Origin of the sequence: Streptomyces sp. NBC_00207, assembly GCF_045160965.1 — a bacterium.
GTDB lineage: Bacteria > Actinomycetota > Actinomycetes > Streptomycetales > Streptomycetaceae > Streptomyces.
This window is the reverse complement of the sequence record NZ_CP130715.1, coordinates 3,220,129-3,240,485: the sequence shown is the minus strand read 5'-3', so window position 1 is coordinate 3,240,485 and position 20,357 is coordinate 3,220,129. Positions and strand designations below refer to the sequence as shown.

Sequence of the window (20,357 nt, the reverse complement as noted above, 5' to 3'; positions counted from 1 at the left end):
CGGCCGGTGTCCGTCCGGGACGCGATCCGAACGGATCGGTCCGCGGGTCAGGTCTTCTGGCGGAACTTCCGTACCGCGAGCGGCATGGTGACCGCGGTGATGGCGACCGACCAGGCCAGGGTCATCCACACCGAGTCGCCCACCGGTGTTCCGTTGATCAGGGCCCGGGCCGCGTCGGCCAGGTTCGACAGCGGGTTGTAGTCCGTGAAGGTCTGCAGCCAGCCCGGCATCGTGGACGGCATGGCGAAGATGGAGCTGCCGAACTGGAGCGGCATCAGGACCATCATGGCCATGCCCTGGACGGCCTGCGCGGAGCTCAGGGTGAGACCCAGCAGTATGAAGATCCACATCAGCGAGGCGCCGAAGACGACCGACAGGCCGATGGCCAGGAACAGGTCCACGATCGAGCCCTTGATCGACAGGCCCAGGATGAAGCCCATGCCCAGCAGGATCGTGATGGCGACGAGCATCCGGCCGATCTCGACGACGATCTTGGCGAGGAGTACGGACGACCGGGCGATCGGCATGGACCGGAAGCGGTCCATCACGCCCTTCTTGAAGTCGTCGTTGACCCCGGTGCCCACCGCCATGGCGATGTTCATGCCCATCATGGCCATGAGGCCCGGGACCAGGTAGCTGACGTACTGGCTCTGGTTGCCCTTGCCGGAGACGGCGCCGCCGAAGACGAACACGAACAGCAGCGTGAAGATGATCGGCATGAACAGGACGTCGAACATCGACTCGGGGTCCTGCTTGATCTGCAGGGCGTTGCGGCGCACGAGTGCTCCGATGTGCCGCAGGTTGGCGCGCAGTCCGATCCGGCCTTCGCCGGACGGGCCGTCCACCGGGGCCGGACCGGGCGCGGTGGGAGCGGTCTTCGTCGTGGTTACGGTGCTCATGCCGCGACCTCCTCGGTCTTCTCGGTGGGGACGGAGTCCTCGACGGAGGCCGGCTTCTGGCCGGTGATGGCCAGGAACACCTCGTCGAGGCTGGGCAGGTAGGTGCCGAGGTCGGCGATCGCGTACCCGCGGGCGGCCAGCAGGCCGACCACGGCGGTCAGCTGCTCGTCGCTCAGGATCGGGACCAGCAGGACGCCCTCGTCCGGCACGGCCTGGGTGCCGGCCACGCCGTCCAGTCCCGCCTCGGCCAGCGCGCGGGCCATGCCCGGCAGGTCGGCGGAGGCCACGGGGCGGATCTTCAGGGTGCGGCCGCCGACGCGCGCCTTCAGCTCGTCGACCTTGCCGTTGGCGATGACCTTGCCGCGGTCGATGACCGTCAGCTCGCTGGCGAGCTGCTCGGCCTCCTCCATGTACTGGGTGGTGAGCAGCACGGTGGCGCCCTCGGCGACCAGCCGCTGGACCTCGTCCCACACCTCGTTGCGGGTGCGGGGGTCGAGACCGGTGGTCGGCTCGTCCAGGTAGAGCACGGCCGGGTTGCCGATCAGGGAGGCGGCGAGGTCGAGCCGGCGGCGCATGCCGCCGGAGTAGTTCATGGCGGCCTTCTTGGCCGCCTCGGTCAGGGAGAACCGCTCCAGCATCTCGTCCGCGCGGAGGCGGGCGTCCTTGCGGGACAGGTCGAGCAGCCGCCCGATCATGTAGAGGTTCTCCCAGCCGGAGAGCTTCTCGTCGACCGAGGCGTACTGGCCGGTGAGGCCGATGGTGCGGCGCAGCTGCCGCGGCTGGCGGACCACGTCGAACCCGGCGACGACGGCCGTGCCGGCGTCGGGGGTGATCAGGGTGGAGAGGCAGCGGACCAGCGTCGTCTTGCCGGCGCCGTTGGGGCCGAGGACCCCGAGGACCGTGCCCTCCCGGACATCCAGGTCGACACCGTCGAGGGCTTTGGTCTCGCCGTAGTGCTTGACCAGCCCCCGTACCTCCACGGCGTTGGGCTTGTTGTCGTTTCGCGTCATGCCCCTATGGGAGCAGCCGCCACTGACAAAGCACCGACAGTCGACCGACAAACGTACGACAGGCATACGACAGCCCGCCGACACACGGTCGGCGGGCTGTCGCGGGGCCGCCGGAGCGGCCGTTCACCTCATCAGTGGAAGGCGTGCTCTTCCTGCGGGAACGTTCCGCCGACCACGTCCGCGGCGAAGGCCTTCGCCGCGTCGCCCATGGTCGCCCGCAGGTTCGCGTACTGCTTCACGAACCGCGGCAGCTTCCCGCCGGTCAGGCCCATCATGTCGGTCCACACCAGCACCTGCGCGTCGCACTCCGAGCCGGCGCCGATGCCGACCGTCGGGATGTGCAGGGACCGGGTCACCTCGGCGGCCAGCTCGGCCGGGACGAGCTCCAGCACCACCGCGAACGCGCCCGCGTCCTGCGCCGCCTTCGCGTCGCGCAGCAGCTGGTGCGCGGCCTCGTCGCCGCGGCCCTGCACCCGGTAGCCCATCGCGTTGACGGACTGCGGGGTCAGGCCCAGGTGGGACATGACGGGGATGCCGGACTGCACGATCAGCTCGGTCTGGGCCAGCGAGCGCTCGCCGCCCTCCAGCTTCACCGCTCCGACCCCGGCCTCCTTCACGAGACGGGTGGCGCTGCGCAGCGCCTGCACGGCGCCTTCCTGGTACGAGCCGAACGGCATGTCGCCGATGACCAGGGCGCGGCTCGTGCCCCGTACGACGGCCGCGGAGAGCATGGCCATCTGGTCCATCGTCACCGGGACGGTGGAGTCGTAGCCGAGGTGGCAATTGCCCATGGAGTCGCCGACGAGGATGACCGGGATGCCGGACTCGTCGAAGACGGACGCGGTCATCGCGTCGTATGCGGTGAGCATGGGCCACTTCTCGCCGCGTTCCTTGGCGAGGGTCAGATCGCGGACGGTGATGCGCCGGGTGCCCGTGCCTCCGTACAGGGTCGGGGGGCCCGACGAAGCTGCTGCTGCGGGTTCGCGGGCAGGCGAAACGGCATGCGTCATTGCAACTGCTCCTTGTGTCATCTCGAGGCGCCCTCACGGCGTCCCCGGACTCACCCACCATGGTGGCATCCGCGGGGCCGAAGGCGGAAGTAGTGCGGGGAGCACACCGCCCCGAAGGATCCAATGTGCGCGTTTCGTGACAACCGGAACCCCGTGCGCACGGCCGTTCGTCCTCCCGGACGTACGACCGTGACGGGCGGTCGTGACGTACGACACGGAAGGCTTCGTGCATCGCCTAGGGTCAAGGGGCGGGGACGGAGCGCGAGCACGGCAGCGAGGGCAGTGGCATGGCACAGGCGTACATGACGGAATCGGGGAACGGCGGCTCGGAGCCCGAGCCCTCCGGATCCCGCTTCCGGCGCCGGCTGGCCGAACTGCGCAAGGACCCCGGGATCTGGCGGCGGGGATGGGTGCTCGCCGCGGTCTCCGTACTGATCTCGCTGGTGATGATCTTCCACGCGGAGCTGCCCAACGACGTGGGCAACCTCGGCAGCCTCACCGAGACCTTCCTGCCCTGGCTGGGTCTGGCCGTCCCGGTCCTGCTGGCCGGAGCCGTCTTCCGCAAGTCCGCGACCGCGCTCATCGCCCTCGTGCTGACCGGCGCGGTCTGGGTGAACCTCTTCGGCGGCCTGGTCACCGACAAGTCCGGCTCCGGCGGCAACCTCGTGGTCGCCACCCACAACGTCGACGCCGACAACCCCGACCCGGGCGGCACCGCCGAATCGGTCGCCAGGTCCGGGGCCGACATCCTGGCCCTCACCGAGCTCAAGGGGAGCGCGGTCCCCGTCTACGAGAAGGCCCTGGCGGGCACGTACAAGTACCACTCGGTCGAGGGCACGGTCGGCGTGTGGAGCAAGTACCCGCTGAGCGCGAGCGCGCCCGTCGACATCAGGATGGGCTGGACCCGGGCCATGCGCGCCACCGTCGACACCCCGCACGGCAAGGTCGCGGCCTTCGTCGCCCACCTCCCCTCGGTCCGGGTCAAGCTGAACGCCGGCTTCACCGCGAACCAGCGCGACGACAGCGCCGACGCGCTGGGCGCCGCGCTCGCCGCCGAACCGCTGAAGAAGGTCATCCTGCTCGGCGACCTCAACGGCACCATGAACGACCGCGCCCTGTCCGAGGTGACCTCGCAGATGCGCTCCACCCAGGGTGCGGCGGGCGACGGCTTCGGCTTCAGCTGGCCGGCGCAGTTCCCGATGGCCAGGATCGACCAGATCATGGTCCGCGGGATCCGGCCGGAGGCCTCGTGGACCCTGCCGCGCACGGGCAGCGACCACCTTCCGGTCGCCGCCCGGGTCACGGTCAAGCCCTGACGCACACGGCTGACGCACACGGCTGACGCACACGGCTGACGCACACGGCTGACGCACACGGCTGCCGGGCCCGGCCTCCGGGCCCGGCAGCCGCGCGCGGTGGCTACGCCTGCTCGCGCCAGCCGTTCGTGATCGGCAGCCGGCGGTCCTTGCCGAAGCCCTTCGCGGAGATCTTCGTGCCCGGCGGGTACTGGCGGCGCTTGTACTCCGCCGTGTCCACCATCCGCAGGGTCCGGGCCACCAGCTCACGGCCGAAGCCGGCCTCCACGATCGCCTCCATGCCCTGGTCGCGGTCCACGTACAGGGCCAGGATCGCGTCGAGCACCGGGTAGTCCGGCAGCGAGTCGGTGTCCACCTGGCCCGGGCGCAGTTCGGCGCTCGGCGGCTTCACGATGGAGTTCTCCGGGATCGGCGGGGTCTCGCCGCGTTCGGCGGCGGCCCGGTTGCGGTACTGCGCGAGCCGGAAGACGTCCGTCTTGTAGACGTCCTTGATCGGGCCGTAAGCGCCCACCGAGTCCCCGTAGAGCGTGGAGTAGCCGACGGCCAGCTCCGACTTGTTGCCCGGGGCCAGCACGATGTGGCCCTCCTGGTTGGAGACCGCCATCAGCATGGTGCCGCGCAGCCGGGACTGCAGGTTCTCCTCGGCCAGGCCGGTGAGGCCCAGCGAGCCCATGTACGCGTCGAACATCGGCTCGATCGGCACGGTCCGGAAGTTCAGGCCGGTCCGCTCGGCCAGGTCGGCCGCGTCCCCCTTGGAATGGTCCGAGGAGTACTTCGACGGCATCGAGATGCCGTACACGTTCTGCGCGCCGATCGCGTCGCAGGCGATGGCGGCGACGAGGGCGGAGTCGATGCCTCCGGAGAGCCCGACCAGGACGGAGCGGAACCCGTTCTTCTTCACGTACGCGCGCAGGCCCACGACCAGCGCGTCGTAGACCTCCTCGTCGTCGTCGAGGCGGTCTGCGTAACCGCCGGTGACCACGGCCTCGTACGGCTCCACCGGCTCTTCGGACAGGATCACGCGGTCGATGCGCAGCCCGTCGTCCACCACGCCCTCGGGGGCGTCGGCGCGCGCGGCGGGCAGGTCGAGGTCGACCAGGACGCAGCCCTCGGAGAACTGCGGGGCGCGGGCGATGACCTCGCCGTCGGCGTCGACGACGATCGAGTCGCCGTCGAAGACCAGCTCGTCCTGGCCGCCGATCATCGCCAGATAGGCGAGGGTGCAGCCGGCCTCCTGGGCCCGCTTCTGGACGAGTTCGAGGCGCAGGTCGTCCTTGTTGCGCTCGTACGGTGAGGCGTTGACGGAGATCAGCAGTCCGGCCCCGGCGGAGCGGGTGGCCGGGACCCGGCCGCCCTCCTGCCAGAGGTCCTCGCAGATGGCCAGGGCCACGTCGACGCCGTGCACCCGGATCACGGGCTGGGTGTCGCCCGGCACGAAGTACCGGAACTCGTCGAACACCCCGTAGTTGGGCAGGTGGTGCTTGGCGAAGCGCAGGACGACCTGCCCGCGGTGCAGCACGGCCGCCGCGTTCTCGGGGGAGCCGGCCGGCTTGCCGAGCCGGGGGACGGCCTTCTCGGTGCGGTCGAGGTAGCCGACGACGACCGGCAGTTCGCCGAGGCCCTCGGCCGCCAGCCGCTCCGCGAGCCCGCGCAGCGCGGCGCGGGAGGCCTCGACGAAGGAGCCGCGCAGGGCGAGGTCCTCGACGGGGTACCCGGTCAGCATCATCTCCGGGAACGCCACCAGGTGGGCACCCTGCTCGGCGGAGTGCCGGGTCCAGTGCACGACCGAGTCGGCGTTGGCGGCGATGTTGCCGACGTGCGAGTCGATCTGATTCAGAGCGAGGCGTAGTTGAGGCACGGGGCCCAGTCTAATCGTCTTTCTGACGCGATGTCCTGGGCCCCGCCTGTTTTCCCTTGCGGGAACTGCTTCGTCAGCCGATCGGGCCGGCGTACTTCACGTCGTCGAGCAGGGTTCCCGCGGAGATGTCCGCGGTGATGCTCTTGGTGCCTTCGGGGACCTCGAAGGCCACGATCCCGCTGGCGGACTGGCCCGGCAGGATGGACCCCTCGATCATCTTCGGAACGCGGCTGCCGGAGCCGCCGCTGTCGAAGACCATCTCGGCGGTCATGCCCTGCTCGTCGCGGACGTTGGGCATCGCGTAGATGACCTCGTGCGGCGAGGACGAACCGTTGGTGATCGTGACCGTCAGCTGGATCGCGTTCTTCACCCGCTCGCGGGCGATGATGCCCTTCGGCTCGTACTTCGTCGGCGCCGACAGGCTCACCTTGACGCCGTTCGGGTAGGTGAAGGTCTCGCCGAACGGCAGCGCGCTGGTCAGGCCCGGGACCTGCGAGGGCGACCGGGACGCGGACGGCCAGGGCTCACCGCTGGGGTAGAGGCCCTCCAGGTCCATGTCGTCCTCGTCGATGCCGATGCCCTGCTCGTGGCGACCGCGACCGGAGGTGTTCTCGAGGAAGGCGGCCGTGATGAAGAAGCCGCCGATCGAGGCGGCGAGGCCGAGCACGCCGAGGGCGGTGCCGACGACGGCCATCGCCTTGTTCGGGGCGCCGTTGTTGGCGCGGACGACGGCGCCGATGCCGAGGCCCGTGGCGACGACGGCCAGCAGGGCGCCGGCCCAGAAGAAGAAGGGCACGACGGCGGTCATGACGCCGAAGCTGGCGACGATCACGGCGGCGACGGCCAGGCCGTTGGTGGGCGGCTTCGGCTGCTGCGGGTAACCGCCGTACGGGCCCGCGCCCCAGGCGGGCTGGCCCCAGGCGGGGGCGCCGGGCATGCCGGGGGCGGTCGGGGCGCCCGGCGCGGGCGTGGCGAACGGCGACGGTATGGAACCGGGGGCGGGCGTCGCGAACGGCGAGGCGGCGCCGGGGGCGGGCGTGGCGAACGGCGACGGCGCGGGCGGGGCGAACTGCGACGGGCCGGGGGCGGCCGGGGCTTCGGGGGCGGCAGAGCCCGCAGGGGCGGCCGGGGCCTCGTGGGCTGCCGGGGCGGCGGGCGCCTCGATCGTCTCGGGAGCAGGGGCTGCCGGGACCTCGGCGGGGGCCGGGGCCTCGCCAGGAGCCGGGGATTCCGCGGCGGCCGGCGCCCCGGTGGCCTCCGGCGCCCCGGCGGCGGGCGGGGTCGCGGGAGCCTCGGTGGCCGCCGTGGCCGGGGTCTTGTCGAGCGAGAGCGGCTGCACGGGCGCCGGTATGGAGGCCGTCTCGGGTATCGGGGTCCGCGCCGGCTCCGTCGGGGGTTCGGCGGGGGTACTGGGCGGGTTCGGCGGGGTGCTCATACCGGCGGGGGCGTCCTTCGTCGCAGCTGCTGTGATCACCGCAAGGGTGCCATGCCCACGGCCCGCGCCCCTCCGAATTCCCGCCCGGGCCCGGGCGGGGGCCGGGACCGGGGCCCGGGCCTGCCCGCCGAAGGAGCCGGGCCCGGGACCGTACGGCCGCTGCCTACAGCTGGTAGCCCAGGACCGTCATCATTCCGGACTCCGAGTGGTAGACGTTGTGGCAATGGACCATCCACAGCCCGGGGTTGTCCGCGTCGAAGTCCGCCGTCAGCCTGCCGCCCGGCAGGATGACCGAGGTGTCCTTCCGCGCCCCGCCGGCCCCTCCGCCCAGCGCGAAGGTGTGGCCGTGCACGTGCAGCGGGTGCCACATCGGGGTCGCGTTGCGGAACTCGAGCCGGACCCGCTCGCCCGCCTTCACCGGGTGCCGCTGGTCCGGTGTGTACGGCTTGCCGTCGAAGGCCCAGTCGTACCGGGTCATGGAGCCGGTCAGGCGGATCTGCACCGTACGGTCCGGCTCGCGCGGGGCCAGTACGGCCGTACCGGCGGCCTTGAACGTGTCCGCCGACGGAGGCCGCACGTCCAGTTCGGCCGGCCGGGTCGCGGCCGTGGGCGCCGTACCCGCCCCGGTGCGCAGCACCGCCAGCGCCGACTGCCCCTTGCCCTCGGCCAGCGCGGTGAGCGGGAACACCCCGTCCTGGGCGGTGACCAGGACGTCGTACCGCTCGCCCATGCCCAGGAGCAGGGAACTGGCCTTCACGTGCTCCACCGGGTAGCCGTCGGTGTGGGTGACCGTCAGCTCGTGGCCGCCGAGGGCGATCCGGAAGGGAGTGTCCCCGCCGGCGTTGATGATACGCAGTCGGATCCGGTCCCCGGGGCGGGCGGTGAAGACCGACGGGTCCTCCGCCACCCGGCCGTTGATCAGGTAGTAGGGGTAGGCGACGTCGCCCACGTCCTTGCCGAGGATGTCGCTGTCGGCGCCCACGAGGAGGTGGGAGCGGCCGCCGGGGCGGCTCGCACCCGGGGCGGGCGGGGCGCCGTGCCCGGCGTGGCCCCCGCCGCCTCCGGCCCCGTCTGCGTTCATGCCCTTGCGGAGTTCGGCGAGGACGGCGTCCGGGGTGGCGCCGTCCACGCCGTCGATCCAGTCGTCCAGGACCACCACCCACTCCTTGTCGTAGGAGAGGGGTTCCTTCGGGTCCTCGATGATGAGCGGGGCGTAGAGGCCGCGGTCCTGCTGGACCCCGGTGTGCGGGTGGAACCAGTACGTCCCGGGCTGCGCGACGGCGAACTTGTACGTGAAGGATCCGCCCGGGGCGATGTCCCGCTGGGTCAGCCCGGGGACCCCGTCCATGTCGTTGCGCAGCGAGAGCCCGTGCCAGTGCAGGGAGGTGGCCTCGGGAAGGTTGTTGGCCAGGGTGAGGGAGAGGGTGCCGCCGGCGGTGGCCCGGATCTCCTGGCCCGGCAGCTTGTCCCCGTAAGCCCAGGAGCGGACGGTCCGCCCGGCGCCGAGGTCGAGCGGGGTGGCGGTGGCGGTGACCTTGACCTCGGTGAGCGGGCCGGTGGCCTTGCGGGCCGCCTCGGCGGCGCGGACCTCGGGCCCGGCCGGGTCCACGTACCCCTCGGGGCCGTCGGCGGCGGAACCGCCGTGGTTCATGGAGCCGTGGTCCGTGCCGGAGGAACCGGAGGAGCCGGAGCAGGCGGCGAGCAGTCCGGAGCCGGCGATGGCCGCGGATGCGCCGAGGACGGCGCGACGGGTGGGAAGAGAGCGCATGGGAGCACCTCGTGGGTCTGGTGTTACGGATTCATGGGCGCGGTTCGGCGCCGCCTCGCGGGCGTACGGGCATGCGGGTGTACGGGGAGCGGGACACCGCGGGCGTGCGGGTGCCCCTGCGTACGGGCACGAGGGCATGCGGGCGCACGGACGTACGGGCGTACGGACGTATGGGCATGCGGGCGTAAGGGCATGCGGAGGCGACGGCCGGGGCCGGGCCTATACCCGCAGGACCGCCAGCCGGGTCAGGAGCTCACGGGGCGAGGGCGGATCCGGGCCACCGGACCGGCCCGGTATGCGGGCCGCGCCCCCGAGCGGCGCGGTGTCGCGGGAGCCGGCCGGTCCGGCGCCGAGGTACAGCAGGACGAGCCCCGCGAGCACGGCGGAGCAGACGGACATGGGGTCCATGCCGGTACCGGGCCCCTGCGTCCCTGCGGCCTGCGCCGGCTCCAGGCCCGCTGCCAGGCCCGCTTCCGGGACCGGCACCGGGGCCGGGACCGGTTCGTGTGCCGGTTCCACGGCCGGCCGGTGCTCCTGCTCCCGGTCCGGCGTCGTCGGCGCGAGCGCCGGGGTGTGGTGCGCGCCACCGTCCGCCGCGGGACCGGGCGACCCGGCCGAGGCAACGGAGCGGGCCGCGGACACGTCCTCCATGGCATGGGAGGCAGACGGATGGCCGAGGGTGTGCATGGTGACGATGCCCAGCAGCAGGGCGGCGAGCAGCAGCAACCGGGACCCCGGGGCGGCTCGCTCGGCACTGCGCGTCATGGCCGGAACCCTACCCGGGGTGGGTATCCGATCATAGGACCGACCCCCGGGTCTGCTTAGGATTAGTCACACTATGTCCCCACATGGCCTCTCTCCGCGGACCGCCTGGCCGGTCGCCGTCCTGATCGGTCTCGCCGGCGCCGCCTACACCGCGTGGGTCCTCGAAGTCGTCCTCTCCACGGGCCTCAACCCCATCGAGACGTACGTCAGCGAGCTCGCCGCCCAGGACCAGCCGCTCGGCGGCCTCTTCCGGGCCACCGACTTCACCGCCGGGCTGCTCGCCTTCTCCGGCGGACTGCTGGCCCTGTCCCGGCTGCTGAAGCACGCCGAGTCGCGCCGCCTCTGGGCGGTCGTCGGCTGGGCCGGGGTGACCCTCTTCGGCGCGGCCACCGCCGCCGACGCCTGGCTGCCGCTGAGCTGCACGCCCACCGTGGACCCCGAATGCGCCGCCCTGGAGACCGCCGGCCTGGTCCCCGCCACCCACCGGGCCCATGCCGTCAGCAGCAGCCTCGCCATGACCGGCGCCCTCGTCGGCCTGGTGGCCCTGACCGTCGCCGCCCGCCGCTACGGCTGGTTCGCCCCGCTGGCCCGCTACGGCCCCGCGCTCGTCGCCCTCGAACTCCTCGCCACCGCGTGGACGCTGACCGCCATCGCGATGTTCACCGCGGGGCGCGGGACCTGGGCCCTCGGCGCCGGGCAGCGGCTCCAGGTGCTGCTCGTGGCGCTCTGGCTCGGCCTGCTCGCCTACTCGGTCCACAAGGAAGGCCGTACGTGACGGCGCCCGGGCCACACCCCGAGTCACGGCCCGAGCCGCCGCGCCCGCCGCGGAACGCGGAGCCGTACGACGACCGGTACGCGGACCCGCACGAGGCTCCGTACGTGCGCGGCACCGGCCGGTTCGTCCGCGTGGACGGGGTGCCGCTGCACGTCGTCGTCGAGGGCCGGGGTCCCGTGTGCGTGCTCAGCGCCGGGCTCGCCATGGCCTGGTTCGACTGGGACGCGGTCGCCGGGCTGCTCGCCGCCTCCGGCCGCACCGTCGTCCGCTTCGACCGGCCCGGCCACGGCCTCAGCGGCCCGGCCGCCGAGCCGCCGACCACCGCCGGGGAGGCCCACCGGATCGCCGGCCTGCTGGACGTACTGGGCTTCACCGGCCCGGTCACCGTCGTCGGGCACTCGATCGCCGCGTTCCACGCCGAGGCCTTCGCCCGCCTCTACCCGCGGCGCACCGCCGCCCTCGTCCTCCTCGACGGCAGCGTGGAGGAGGACCCCCGTACGGTGCTGCCCGCCGCGCTGCGCACCGGCGTCGCCCGTGCGCTCGGCCTGGCGGTGACCGCCGCCGGGCTGCCGGCCGCGCTGGGGCCACTGGCCCGGCGCGCCACCGTACGGGCCTCCCGCACCGGCGGCCCCGACCCGGCCGCACGGGACCTCGTACGCCGCTGCTACCGCACCGGCCGCGTCTGGCGCGGAGCCCTGCTCGAGAACTCCCGCTACCCGGACATGGCCGCCGAACTGCTCGCCCTGCGCGGGACGCACCCGCTGACCGCCCCCGCCACCGTCATCGCCGGTCACGACGGCCCGTTCCCCCACGGCTCCGCCGTAGGGGGGCTCCACGGGCGCTCCGACCTGCGCTGGCTCGCCCGGCAGGCGGACCTCGCCGACGTGCTGGGCGCCCGTTTCGAGGTCGCCGAGCCCGCCGGGCACCTGGTCATGCTCGACCGCCCGGACCAGGTGGCCCGGGCGGTCCGCAACGCCGGCGGTCAGCTCCTCGCGTAGACCTTCTCGGCCCAGCCCGCGATCTGCTCTTCGGAGAGGTGCTTGGCCAGGTCTGCCTCGCTGATCATGCCGACCAGCTTCTTGTTCCTGATCACCGGCAACCGGCGGATCTGGTGGCTCTGCATCTCCTCCAGCACCTCGGAGACGTCCGCGCCCGCGTCGATCCAGCGCGGCGTTCCCCGGGCCATGTCACCGGCCGTGATCTTCGACGGGTCGCGGCCCTTGGCCACGCAGCCGACCACGATGTCGCGGTCGGTCAGGATCCCGCAGAGCCGTTCCTCGGAGTCGCTGATGGGCAGCGCGCCCACATTGAGCTCACTCATCAGCTGGGCGGCCCGGTCCAGGGTCTCGGTGGCGGGGATCCACTGGGCCCCCTTGTGCATGATCTCTCCGGCGGTGGTCATCGCATCAACCTCCTGAGCGCCGTACGAGCGGCGGGGCGCGGCTGCGCCCGCCTCGGCGTCCCCCGCCCCGGGCTCGTCGTGCGACTCCACGCGCGGGAGCACACGCCCGTACGGGTGAGAGGGCGCCCTCTCACCACCGTACGGGCGTGTCCCGTCACCCGCGCGGCGCGTGTCCCGTCACCCGCGCGGCGCGTGTCCCGTCACCCGCGCGGCGCAGCCCCGCGCTTCCCCAGCATGTCCGCCATCAGGGTGAGCTCCGAGCGCTGCGCGTCGACCATGCCCTGGGCCAGCGCCCGCTCGACCGGGGTCACGCACTGCTGCGCACATCCCTCGGCCATCGTGACGCCGCCCTTGTGGTGGTCGGTCATCAGCTGGAGGAAGAGCACCTCGGCGTCCCGCCCGGAGGCGGCTCCCAGCTGCTCCAGCTCCTCCTTGGTGGCCATGCCGGGCATCAGCGCGCCGGGCTTGGCGGCGCCGTGGCCCGCATGGTCTCCGTGGCCTCCGGAAGTCCCCATCCACGACATCGGGGGCTCGTCGGCCACCACCTTCGGCAGTCCCCACAGGTCCAGCCAGCCGAGCAGCATGCCCCGCTGGTTGGCCTGGGTGTTGGCGATGTCGAAGGCGAGGGTGCGTACCGCCTCGTCCCCGGTGCGGTCCCGCACGATGAAGGACATCTCCACCGCCTGCTGGTGATGCACCGCCATGTCCCGGGCGAAGCCGGCGTCCGGGGAGTGGAGACCCGGAGTGGCGGGGGCGGACGGAGGGCGTGCCGCACCGGGATCGCCGTTCGCGGCGGCGACCGTGGCCGCCGCCGCGAACAGCAGCGCCAGCAGCACGGCCGTGCCCGCGACCCAGTACGTACGGGGCGTACGGCCGGTCACTTGGCGGTCAGCCCGCTCGTGCAGGCGGCGCCGGGTTCGGGGGTCTGCTCGCCCTGCACGTACTTGGTGAAGAACTGCTTCACCCGCGGGTCGTCCGCCGTCTCCACGGTCAGCTGCTTGCCCCACGCGCTGAGCATGATCGCCCCGGTCTGCTCCTTGATCGGGCTCATCAGCGTGTACGGGGTCTTGCCGACGGTCGCGGCCAGCTTGTCCACGTCGGCCTTGGCGGCCTTCTCGTTGTACGTGACCCAGACGGCCCCGTGCTCCAGCGAGTGCACGGCGTTCACCTCGGGCAGCGGGTTCTTGTAGACGTCGCCGTTGCAGTTCATCCACCGGGGGTGGTGGTCACCGCCGACCGGGGGATTCATCTCGTACTTCACCGGGGTCTCGACGTGGTTGCGGCCCAGGTTCTTCGCGTCCCAGAGCTGCTCGCCCTCGACGGGCTTCTTGCGGACCTCCTCGGCCTCCTTGCGGATCTGCTCCGCGGCCTCCTTCTTGCGCTGCTCGGTCTGCTTCTGGTCGATCAGCACCCAGGCGCCGAAACCGACCAGACCGGCGACGATGACCGTCGAGATCGTGATCGCGACGGCCTTGTTGCGCCGCTCCCGACTCTTTTCGGCGCGGCGCATCTCGGCTATGCGCGCCTGACGGGAGTGCGGGTCGGTGTTCTGCTGGGTCCTGCCGGACTTGCTGGCCATGTGCCCTGGTTCCTTCTGCTGAGGGGGGTGGGTGGAACGCAAAACCGGACCCGTCAGGTCCGCAGCACTTGGAGGGCATGCAGGTCGGGGGCGCGTGCGAGCGGCCCGGGCGGCCGGATCCGGCCCGGCCCGGAGGCCTCGGCGGCGGGCGGCGGCTCGCCGCCCGGCACGGTCACGGCGGGCGGCGGTACGGGCAGGACACCCGGGGTCACGTGCGCGAGGGACGAGCAGCCGGGCAGGTCGTACGGGGACACGCAGACGGCGTGCGCCGCGCCGTGCGCCGAGCCGTGCGCCCGCGGCCCGGCCTGCGAGCCTGCCCGGGCGCTTCCCTGCGACACGGGCGACTCGCCCGACCGGGAAGCGCACAGGAACAGCGCGCCGGTCAGCACCCCGACCAGCGCCCCGAAGGCCACCGTCAGGAGGACACGCCGAAGCCCGGGACGTCCCCGACGCCCCGGCTGCACGTACTGCAGGCCCCCCATGGCCGCAGATGGTAATGCTCATGACCGCTCCGAGGTCAGTGCGGGGGTGCCGCGAGCTTTCCCGGGTGCGTAATGTGGCGGAAACCACCACTGGCGATACTGGGCCGGCCCGACTGTGCCCCGACCCACGAGGCGGTGGTGCACAGGCCGTCTGAACTGCGAGGATGAAGGCATGGACAAGCAGCAGGAATTCGTCCTCCGGACGCTTGAGGAGCGCGACATCCGCTTCGTGCGCCTGTGGTTCACCGACGTACTGGGCTTCCTGAAGTCCGTCGCGGTCGCCCCCGCGGAGCTGGAGCAGGCCTTCGACGAGGGGATCGGCTTCGACGGCTCCGCGATCGAGGGCTTCGCACGGGTCTACGAGTCCGACATGATCGCCAAGCCGGACCCGAGCACGTTCCAGATACTGCCGTGGCGCGCCGAGGCCCCCGGGACCGCCCGGATGTTCTGCGACATCCTGATGCCGGACGGCTCCCCGTCCTTCGCGGACCCCCGCTATGTCCTCAAGCGCATCCTGGCCAAGACCTCCGACCTGGGCTTCACCTTCTACACCCACCCGGAGATCGAGTTCTTCCTGCTGAAGGACAAGCCGCTGGACGGCACCCGCCCGGTCCCGGCCGACAACTCCGGCTACTTCGACCACACCCCGCAGAACGTGGGCATGGACTTCCGCCGCCAGGCGATCACCATGCTCGAATCGATGGGCATCTCGGTCGAGTTCAGCCACCACGAGGGCGCCCCCGGCCAGCAGGAGATCGACCTCCGCTACGCCGACGCCCTCTCCACGGCCGACAACATCATGACCTTCCGCCTGGTCATGAAGCAGGTCGCCCTCGAACAGGGCGTCCAGGCCACCTTCATGCCGAAGCCCTTCTCGGAATACCCGGGCTCGGGCATGCACACCCACCTCTCCCTCTTCGAGGGCGACCGCAACGCCTTCTACGAGTCGGGCGCCGAGTACCAGCTCTCCAAGGTCGGCCGCTCCTTCATCGCGGGCCTGCTGAAGCACGCCGCCGAGACGGCAGCGGTCACCAACCAGTGGGTCAACTCCTACAAGCGCATCTGGGGCGGCTCCTCCCGCAGCGCCGGCGCGGGCGGCGAGGCCCCCTCGTACATCTGCTGGGGCCACAACAACCGCTCCGCCCTGATCCGCGTCCCGATGTACAAGCCGGGCAAGACGGGCTCCTCCCGCGTCGAGGTCCGCTCGATCGACTCGGGCGCCAACCCGTACCTCACCTACGCCGTGCTCCTCGCGGCCGGCCTCAAGGGCATCGAGGAGGGCTACGAACTCCCGGCGGGCGCCGACGACGACGTCTGGGCCCTCTCCGACGCCGAACGCCGCGCCATGGGCATCGAACCCCTCCCGCAGAACCTCGGCGAGGCCATCTCCCTGATGGAACGCAGCGAACTGGTCGCCGAAACCCTCGGCGAACACGTCTTCGACTTCTTCCTGCGCAACAAGAAGCAGGAGTGGGAGGAATACCGCTCGGAGGTCACGGCCTTCGAACTCCGCAAGAACCTCCCGGTGCTGTAAGGGCAGGTCAGACGGCCTTCCGGGGTCGGAACACACTCAGGGCCAGCGGCACTCAGCCGCTGGCCCTGAGTGGTATGCCCTGACTCGCCGGCTGCGTACAGATGAATGTCCCCAGTATTCAGCCCCCCGCCGGGCCTGTCCGGCTCCGCGTAATTCATGCGACATGGGGCGATGGCTCTGGAACCCTGCGGCCCAGAATGATCAACCTGGGCTCGCACTGGAGTGGTGATCAATGACCTTCGCGCTTGAGGGACCGGTTCTGGACGGCACACGCGTGCGCCTGGAGCCGCTGGGGCACCGCCATGCGGAGGACTTGGCTGCGGCGGCGGAGGAGAACCGCAGCTCGTACGGGTTCACGTGGGTGCCTACGGCGGCCGAGGTTGAGGGATACATAGACGCTCAGCTCGCCCGCGCCACCGCCGGGAAGCTGGCTCCGTACGCACAGGTGGAGCGTGCATCGGGGCGGGCGGTCGGGGCCACGGCCTACTGGGATCCACGGCTGTGGCCGGCTGGAGAGGGTCTGTGCGCGATCGAGGTCGGTTACACCTGGCTTGCCGCGTCGGCTCAGGGCACGGGGGTGAACACCGAGGCCAAGTACTTGTTGTTCAGGCACGCGTTCGAGAACTGGGGGGTGGCACGTCTCGATTTGAAGACGGACGCGAGGAACAGCCGATGCCGGGCCGCGATCGAAGGGGTGGGCGCCCGATTCGAAGGCGTGCTGCGGAACTGGTCCCGGTCGTGGGCTCCGGGCGAGGACGGTCTTCTCCGTGACTCCGCGATCTTTTCGATCACCGCATCGGAGTGGCCGGACTGCCGGGTCAGGCTTGAACGGCGAATCGCTCAGGGCCTCGAAGGCAGGTGACTGGGGGCAGGTCTGCCGGCCTCGGGGCAGCCCGAATCGGCCTCGCCGCGGCATGCGGCGACTGAGGCACAGCACATCGGAACGTGCCCACGTTCATCCGTACGCGCGTGGGGACGTCCACGTGTACGCCGGCACTTGGACAGGTGCGGCGGTCTGGAGAGGCCCTCGACCCGGCTGCTCGCCTCATTGGAAGGCACCGCGGCGACAAGTCCTGGCCGGCGGCCCAACGGCGAGCCCGTCCTTCCGTGCCGGAAGGACGGGCTTCGAGGGGGAGGGTCATTCGCCGGCGGCGTCCTCGGCCTCCCAGCGCAGCAGGTCGCCCGGCTGGCATTGGAGCACCTCGCAGAGCGCGGCGAGCGTCGCGAAGCGTACGGCCTTGGCGCGGCCGTTCTTGAGTACCGCCAGGTTGGCGGGCGTGATGCCCACGCGGTCCGCGAGCTCGCCCACCGACATCTTCCGCCGGGCCAGCATCACGTCGATGTCGACGGTGATCGGCATCAGATCACCTCGTCCAGCTCGGCCTGCATCTGCGCGGCCTGGGCGAGCAGCATCCGCAGGACGAGCACGATGAGTGCGACCCCGAGGATGGCCACGCCGATCCCGCCCATGATGACGGTGACGCCCGGGTCCTCCCGCTGGCCCGGCGCATTGACGGCCGTGACCGCGAACCACAACAGGGCGGCCGCCACGATCGCGCCGATCACGCCGTCCACGTACCGAAAGGCGGCGGGCGAGAACACGGTGCCGCGCCGCACCATCGTCACCAGCCGCCCTACGCAGACCAGGGCGACCTGGGCCGACACCATGCCCAGCATCGTGATCACCCGCAGCGGGGTCAGCGGGAGCGACCCGTCCTCCGGGTCGGTGGCCAACGCCCACACCATCAATGCCTGCACGAACACGGTGCCGACGAGCACCACCCCGAGCACGGCGCGCAGCGCCCACACCGTCAGCTTGCCCATGACTCATCCCTCCATCGAGTTGCGATCGAAATCTATCGAGTTTCGATAGATGGGGCAAGGGGGTCGGGTGGAGGCTGGGGCGGGGGGTTCTCTCTTCCCGGTGCCGTCTGCTGCGCCCCCGTCGCGGCCGCCGCCGCGACGGACGGCGATTCCGCCCACGACAAGGGCAAACATCAGGTCATCACACTCATGGCCCCGCCCAGGGCGATCGGACCGTCTTCCGCTCGGAACTCCTCGACCAGGACGACAAAGTGGTCGGCGAGACCGGCGGCACCTGCACCACCATCCGGGTCGCCCTCGGCGGAGCGGAGGAGCGCGTCGTGACCTACACCCTCCCGGGCGGCCAGCTCTCCGTGCAGGGGATGGTCTTCGGCCATCTCAACGCGGGGCCTCCCCCTTCGTTCGACAACGCGATCACGGGTGGCACCGGGGAATTCGACCGGGCTCGTGGCTCGGTCCACGCCGAGACGACCGGTAGGGGCGAGAGGCGCTTCACGATCGACCTCTACCGCTGACCGACGCCGCCACCAGGCCCGGTCCCGGGCCGACCGCCATCAGCGACAAGCCGCCCTGGGGGTGAGCCGACGGCGGGTGGTGAGCAGGCTTCGCGGGCGTCAGCGGACCGCGCGGTGCCAGGTGGGGGTGGTGGGAGTGGTGGGGGTGGTCGTGGTGTGGAGTTCGGCGTCCAGGCCCAGGACGGCTGTTGTGGTGGTGCCGGTGGGTTCGAGGGTGGCCGAGGGGGCGCCTGCGAAGAGCATGCGGGATTCCACCCAGGCCGGGGGGCCGCCGAGGCCCGTGGTGCTGATGGTGCCGTTCTCGCCTCGGCCCGCGACGAGGCGGCCCGCGGCGCCGACCGCGCCGTAGCCGGCCCGGCCGCCCGCCTCCGTGACGCTGGAGACCTGGGGCCGGGCCGTGGGGCCCGCCGTGACCAGGGCGGTGCGTACGACGCCGGAGTCCGGGCGGCGGAAGTACAGGCGGACGCCCGCGCCGTCCGGGGCGGCGGAGAGGGGGACCGTCGTGGCGGGCAGGCCCGTCGGCGAGGGTCCGGCCAGGGCGGAGCCCGGGGCGGGCTGGGTCCAGGCCAGGACCGACTTGGTGGTGGTGGCGTACACGTGGCGCCGGCCGGCGGTGTCGACCGCCGTCACCGGGTCGCCCTGCAGGTCGTCGCCGCCCAGGCGCTGCCAGGGGGAGAAGTCGCCGTCCGGCAGCTGGGCCGTGGCGCGCAGGGTGCGGCGGGAGTCGCGGACGTAGACCGTGAGGAGGCCCTGGGCGTCCACCGCGGCCGCCGGGGCGCTGATCGCCGAGGTGCCCTCCTGGTCGGACCGTTCGGGGGTGCCGAGCGACTGCCACGGCCCGAACGGCCCGTCGGGCGCGGCCTGGACGGCGTACACGACGTCGCGCCGGTAGTCGGCGGGCACGGAGCCGAAGCCGGTGCGGGTGGCGAGGACGGCGATGCGCCCGTCGGGGAGGCGGGCGGTGGCCGCGCCCGGGTCGATGCCCGTGCCCGGGAGGAGGACCGGGCCCGCCCAGTCGCCGCCGGGTCCCCGCGTCCAGTACGCCATCTGGCCGTCGAGCGCGGCGAACGCCCAGAGGCGGCCGGGCGTTCCCTGCGTCAGCCAGGAGGTGCTGTCGGCGCGGGTGTAGCGCAGCGACTGGGCCCAGTTGCGCCCGGTCGGGTTGCCCGCGACCTTGCGGTCGCCGCATCCCGAGGGGCTGCCGCAGTGGTCCTGGTGGTCCTGCCAGGCGTAGGTGCGCAGGTAGCCGGTCTTCGTCTCGGCCGTCTGCGGATCCAGCGAGTGGGGGAGGGTGCTGTTGTGGTAGCCGAGGTAGCTCTGCACCGAGAAGTGGGGGCGGCGCTGGACCTGGGCGGCGTAGGCGGCGGTGGCGGCCTGCACGAAGCGCGCCCCGTACATGTGGTCCTGGTGGTCGGTGTACCGGCCGTTGTCCCCGTACCGGTTCGGCGTCGGGTCCTGCATCCGTATCGTCGTCGGCCGGTAGCGGTCCAGGACTCCGGCTATCGACTGGACGAGCTGGTCCTTCGTGTACGAGAACGGCTGCTTGACCGGGGTGCCGGAGGTCAGCTGGGCCTCGAGTGCGGTGATCCGGCCGTCCCACAGGCCGCGCAGGCTCTCGGGGTTGTCCCCGCCGGTGCTGCGGGCCTCGCGCAGCATCAGCCACACCAGGTTGACCTGCGGCTTCGCTATGAGGACGTCGAGCTCGGCCCGGCCGCCACCGTCGGTGGGTATGACCGTGCGCTTCCACGCGCTGGTGCGGTCGCCGGTGGCCATCTGCGCGTACGCGGAGCGGATGCCGTTCTGCCGGGCCTCCGCGTAGTGGGTGCGGTCGGCGGGCTGTTCGGGGTCCTTGGCCTGGCCGCCGCCGGCCTCGTTGCGGCCGTCGGACTCGCCGGAGGTGAGGTACGCGGTGGTGACCTGGGTGCCGGCCAGCAGGGAACGGCTGAGGTCCGGGTTCATGAAGAAGAGGTCGTCGTCGGGGTGCGCGACGACCTGGACGACCGATCCGGCGGTGACGCTCGCGGGCAGGACGGCGGTCGGGCCCTTCTCCTGGGTGGCCTCGGCCGAGGTCTGCTGGCCGGTGGCCACGGAGAGCACGCCGGTGGCGCCGGCGGTCAGCACGGTGAGCAGGGCCGCGAAGCGGCGACGGGTCACGGGCATCGGGTCACGCCTTGGGTTCGGTCCG

The 20,357-nt window shown here is 72.1% G+C and carries 20 protein-coding genes; 6 read left to right on the top strand and 14 right to left on the bottom strand.

Annotated features, from left to right (window positions below):
- Positions 1-47 precede the first annotated feature (47 nt).
- The 3 genes from OG472_RS15380 to panB all read right to left on the bottom strand — a co-directional run bounded on the left by OG472_RS15380 (position 48) and on the right by panB (position 2,919).
- Positions 48-899 carry an ABC transporter permease gene (locus OG472_RS15380; protein WP_405829884.1) on the bottom strand — a complete coding sequence of 284 codons (852 nt, stop codon included), beginning with the start codon at positions 897-899 and terminating at the stop codon, positions 48-50.
- Positions 896-1,909, bottom strand: coding sequence for an ATP-binding cassette domain-containing protein (locus OG472_RS15375; protein WP_383572072.1), 1,014 nt, complete (start codon positions 1,907-1,909; stop codon positions 896-898). The genes OG472_RS15380 and OG472_RS15375 overlap by 4 nt, the downstream gene beginning before the upstream one ends.
- 131 nt (positions 1,910-2,040) lie before the next feature.
- Entirely contained in the window at positions 2,041-2,919 is an 879-nt protein-coding gene (panB, locus tag OG472_RS15370) for a 3-methyl-2-oxobutanoate hydroxymethyltransferase (protein ID WP_383572075.1), read from the bottom strand.
- 287 nt (positions 2,920-3,206) lie between these two features.
- Between panB and OG472_RS15365 the strand changes: the two genes are divergently transcribed.
- The gene (locus tag OG472_RS15365; RefSeq protein ID WP_401601555.1) at positions 3,207-4,235 is read left to right on the top strand and encodes an endonuclease/exonuclease/phosphatase family protein; all 1,029 of its coding nucleotides are present in this window, start codon (positions 3,207-3,209) and stop codon (positions 4,233-4,235) included.
- Between the two features lie 103 nt (positions 4,236-4,338).
- Here OG472_RS15365 and OG472_RS15360 read toward each other — a convergent pair whose 3' ends face one another.
- The 4 genes from OG472_RS15360 to OG472_RS15345 all read right to left on the bottom strand — a co-directional run bounded on the left by OG472_RS15360 (position 4,339) and on the right by OG472_RS15345 (position 10,061).
- Positions 4,339-6,093, bottom strand: a complete 1,755-nt coding sequence (locus OG472_RS15360; RefSeq protein ID WP_401601552.1) for an NAD+ synthase — start codon at positions 6,091-6,093, stop codon at positions 4,339-4,341.
- A gap of 73 nt (positions 6,094-6,166) precedes the next feature.
- Positions 6,167-7,528, bottom strand: coding sequence for a hypothetical protein (locus tag OG472_RS15355; protein ID WP_405941550.1), 1,362 nt, complete (start codon positions 7,526-7,528; stop codon positions 6,167-6,169).
- Between the two features lie 163 nt (positions 7,529-7,691).
- Positions 7,692-9,296, bottom strand: a complete 1,605-nt coding sequence (locus OG472_RS15350) for a multicopper oxidase family protein (protein WP_405941549.1) — start codon at positions 9,294-9,296, stop codon at positions 7,692-7,694.
- 219 nt (positions 9,297-9,515) lie between these two features.
- Positions 9,516-10,061, bottom strand: a complete 546-nt coding sequence (locus tag OG472_RS15345) for a hypothetical protein (protein ID WP_405941548.1) — start codon at positions 10,059-10,061, stop codon at positions 9,516-9,518.
- 73 nt (positions 10,062-10,134) lie between these two features.
- On the opposite strand from OG472_RS15345, the gene OG472_RS15340 reads away from it, so the two are divergent.
- Both OG472_RS15340 and OG472_RS15335 read left to right on the top strand, forming a co-directional pair.
- The gene (locus OG472_RS15340; protein WP_383572094.1) at positions 10,135-10,836 is read left to right on the top strand and encodes a DUF998 domain-containing protein; all 702 of its coding nucleotides are present in this window, start codon (positions 10,135-10,137) and stop codon (positions 10,834-10,836) included.
- A gap of 131 nt (positions 10,837-10,967) precedes the next feature.
- The gene (locus tag OG472_RS15335) at positions 10,968-11,834 is read left to right on the top strand and encodes an alpha/beta fold hydrolase (protein ID WP_405943182.1); all 867 of its coding nucleotides are present in this window, start codon (positions 10,968-10,970) and stop codon (positions 11,832-11,834) included.
- Here the strand turns inward: OG472_RS15335 and OG472_RS15330 are convergent.
- The 4 genes from OG472_RS15330 to OG472_RS15315 form a co-directional block, all read right to left on the bottom strand.
- Entirely contained in the window at positions 11,819-12,238 is a 420-nt protein-coding gene (locus OG472_RS15330; RefSeq protein WP_361769649.1) for a CBS domain-containing protein, read from the bottom strand. The two genes, OG472_RS15335 and OG472_RS15330, sit on opposite strands and share 16 nt — an antisense overlap.
- Before the next feature lie 200 nt (positions 12,239-12,438).
- On the bottom strand, positions 12,439-13,119 hold the full coding sequence (locus OG472_RS15325) for a DUF305 domain-containing protein (RefSeq protein WP_401601535.1): 681 nt from the start codon (positions 13,117-13,119) through the stop codon (positions 12,439-12,441).
- A complete protein-coding gene (locus OG472_RS15320) occupies positions 13,116-13,817 on the bottom strand; it encodes a DUF3105 domain-containing protein (protein WP_401601532.1) in 702 nt (233 codons plus the stop codon). Before OG472_RS15320 ends, OG472_RS15325 begins: the two co-directional genes overlap by 4 nt.
- Positions 13,818-13,870: 53 nt before the next feature.
- The gene (locus tag OG472_RS15315) at positions 13,871-14,299 is read right to left on the bottom strand and encodes a hypothetical protein (RefSeq protein ID WP_401601530.1); all 429 of its coding nucleotides are present in this window, start codon (positions 14,297-14,299) and stop codon (positions 13,871-13,873) included.
- A 172-nt stretch (positions 14,300-14,471) separates the two neighbouring features.
- On the opposite strand from OG472_RS15315, the gene OG472_RS15310 reads away from it, so the two are divergent.
- The gene (locus tag OG472_RS15310; RefSeq protein ID WP_030717411.1) at positions 14,472-15,833 is read left to right on the top strand and encodes a glutamine synthetase family protein; all 1,362 of its coding nucleotides are present in this window, start codon (positions 14,472-14,474) and stop codon (positions 15,831-15,833) included.
- A 232-nt stretch (positions 15,834-16,065) separates the two neighbouring features.
- Positions 16,066-16,695: a GNAT family N-acetyltransferase gene (locus OG472_RS15305; RefSeq protein ID WP_405941547.1), complete on the top strand. Its 630-nt coding sequence runs from the start codon at positions 16,066-16,068 to the stop codon at positions 16,693-16,695.
- Positions 16,696-16,971: 276 nt separating this feature from the next.
- On the opposite strand, the gene OG472_RS15300 is transcribed toward OG472_RS15305, so the two are convergent.
- A complete protein-coding gene (locus OG472_RS15300) occupies positions 16,972-17,193 on the bottom strand; it encodes a helix-turn-helix transcriptional regulator (RefSeq protein ID WP_365664462.1) in 222 nt (73 codons plus the stop codon).
- Positions 17,193-17,657 (bottom strand): DUF2975 domain-containing protein, encoded by a 465-nt coding sequence (locus OG472_RS15295; protein WP_401601523.1) that lies wholly within the window; start codon positions 17,655-17,657, stop codon positions 17,193-17,195. Before OG472_RS15295 ends, OG472_RS15300 begins: the two co-directional genes overlap by 1 nt.
- A 5-nt stretch (positions 17,658-17,662) precedes the next feature.
- On the opposite strand from OG472_RS15295, the gene OG472_RS15290 reads away from it, so the two are divergent.
- Positions 17,663-18,172, top strand: coding sequence for an allene oxide cyclase barrel-like domain-containing protein (locus OG472_RS15290; RefSeq protein ID WP_405943181.1), 510 nt, complete (start codon positions 17,663-17,665; stop codon positions 18,170-18,172).
- A gap of 99 nt (positions 18,173-18,271) precedes the next feature.
- Here OG472_RS15290 and OG472_RS15285 read toward each other — a convergent pair whose 3' ends face one another.
- On the bottom strand, positions 18,272-20,332 hold the full coding sequence (locus OG472_RS15285; protein ID WP_405941546.1) for a PIG-L family deacetylase: 2,061 nt from the start codon (positions 20,330-20,332) through the stop codon (positions 18,272-18,274).
- Between the last annotated feature and the right edge of the window lie 25 nt (positions 20,333-20,357).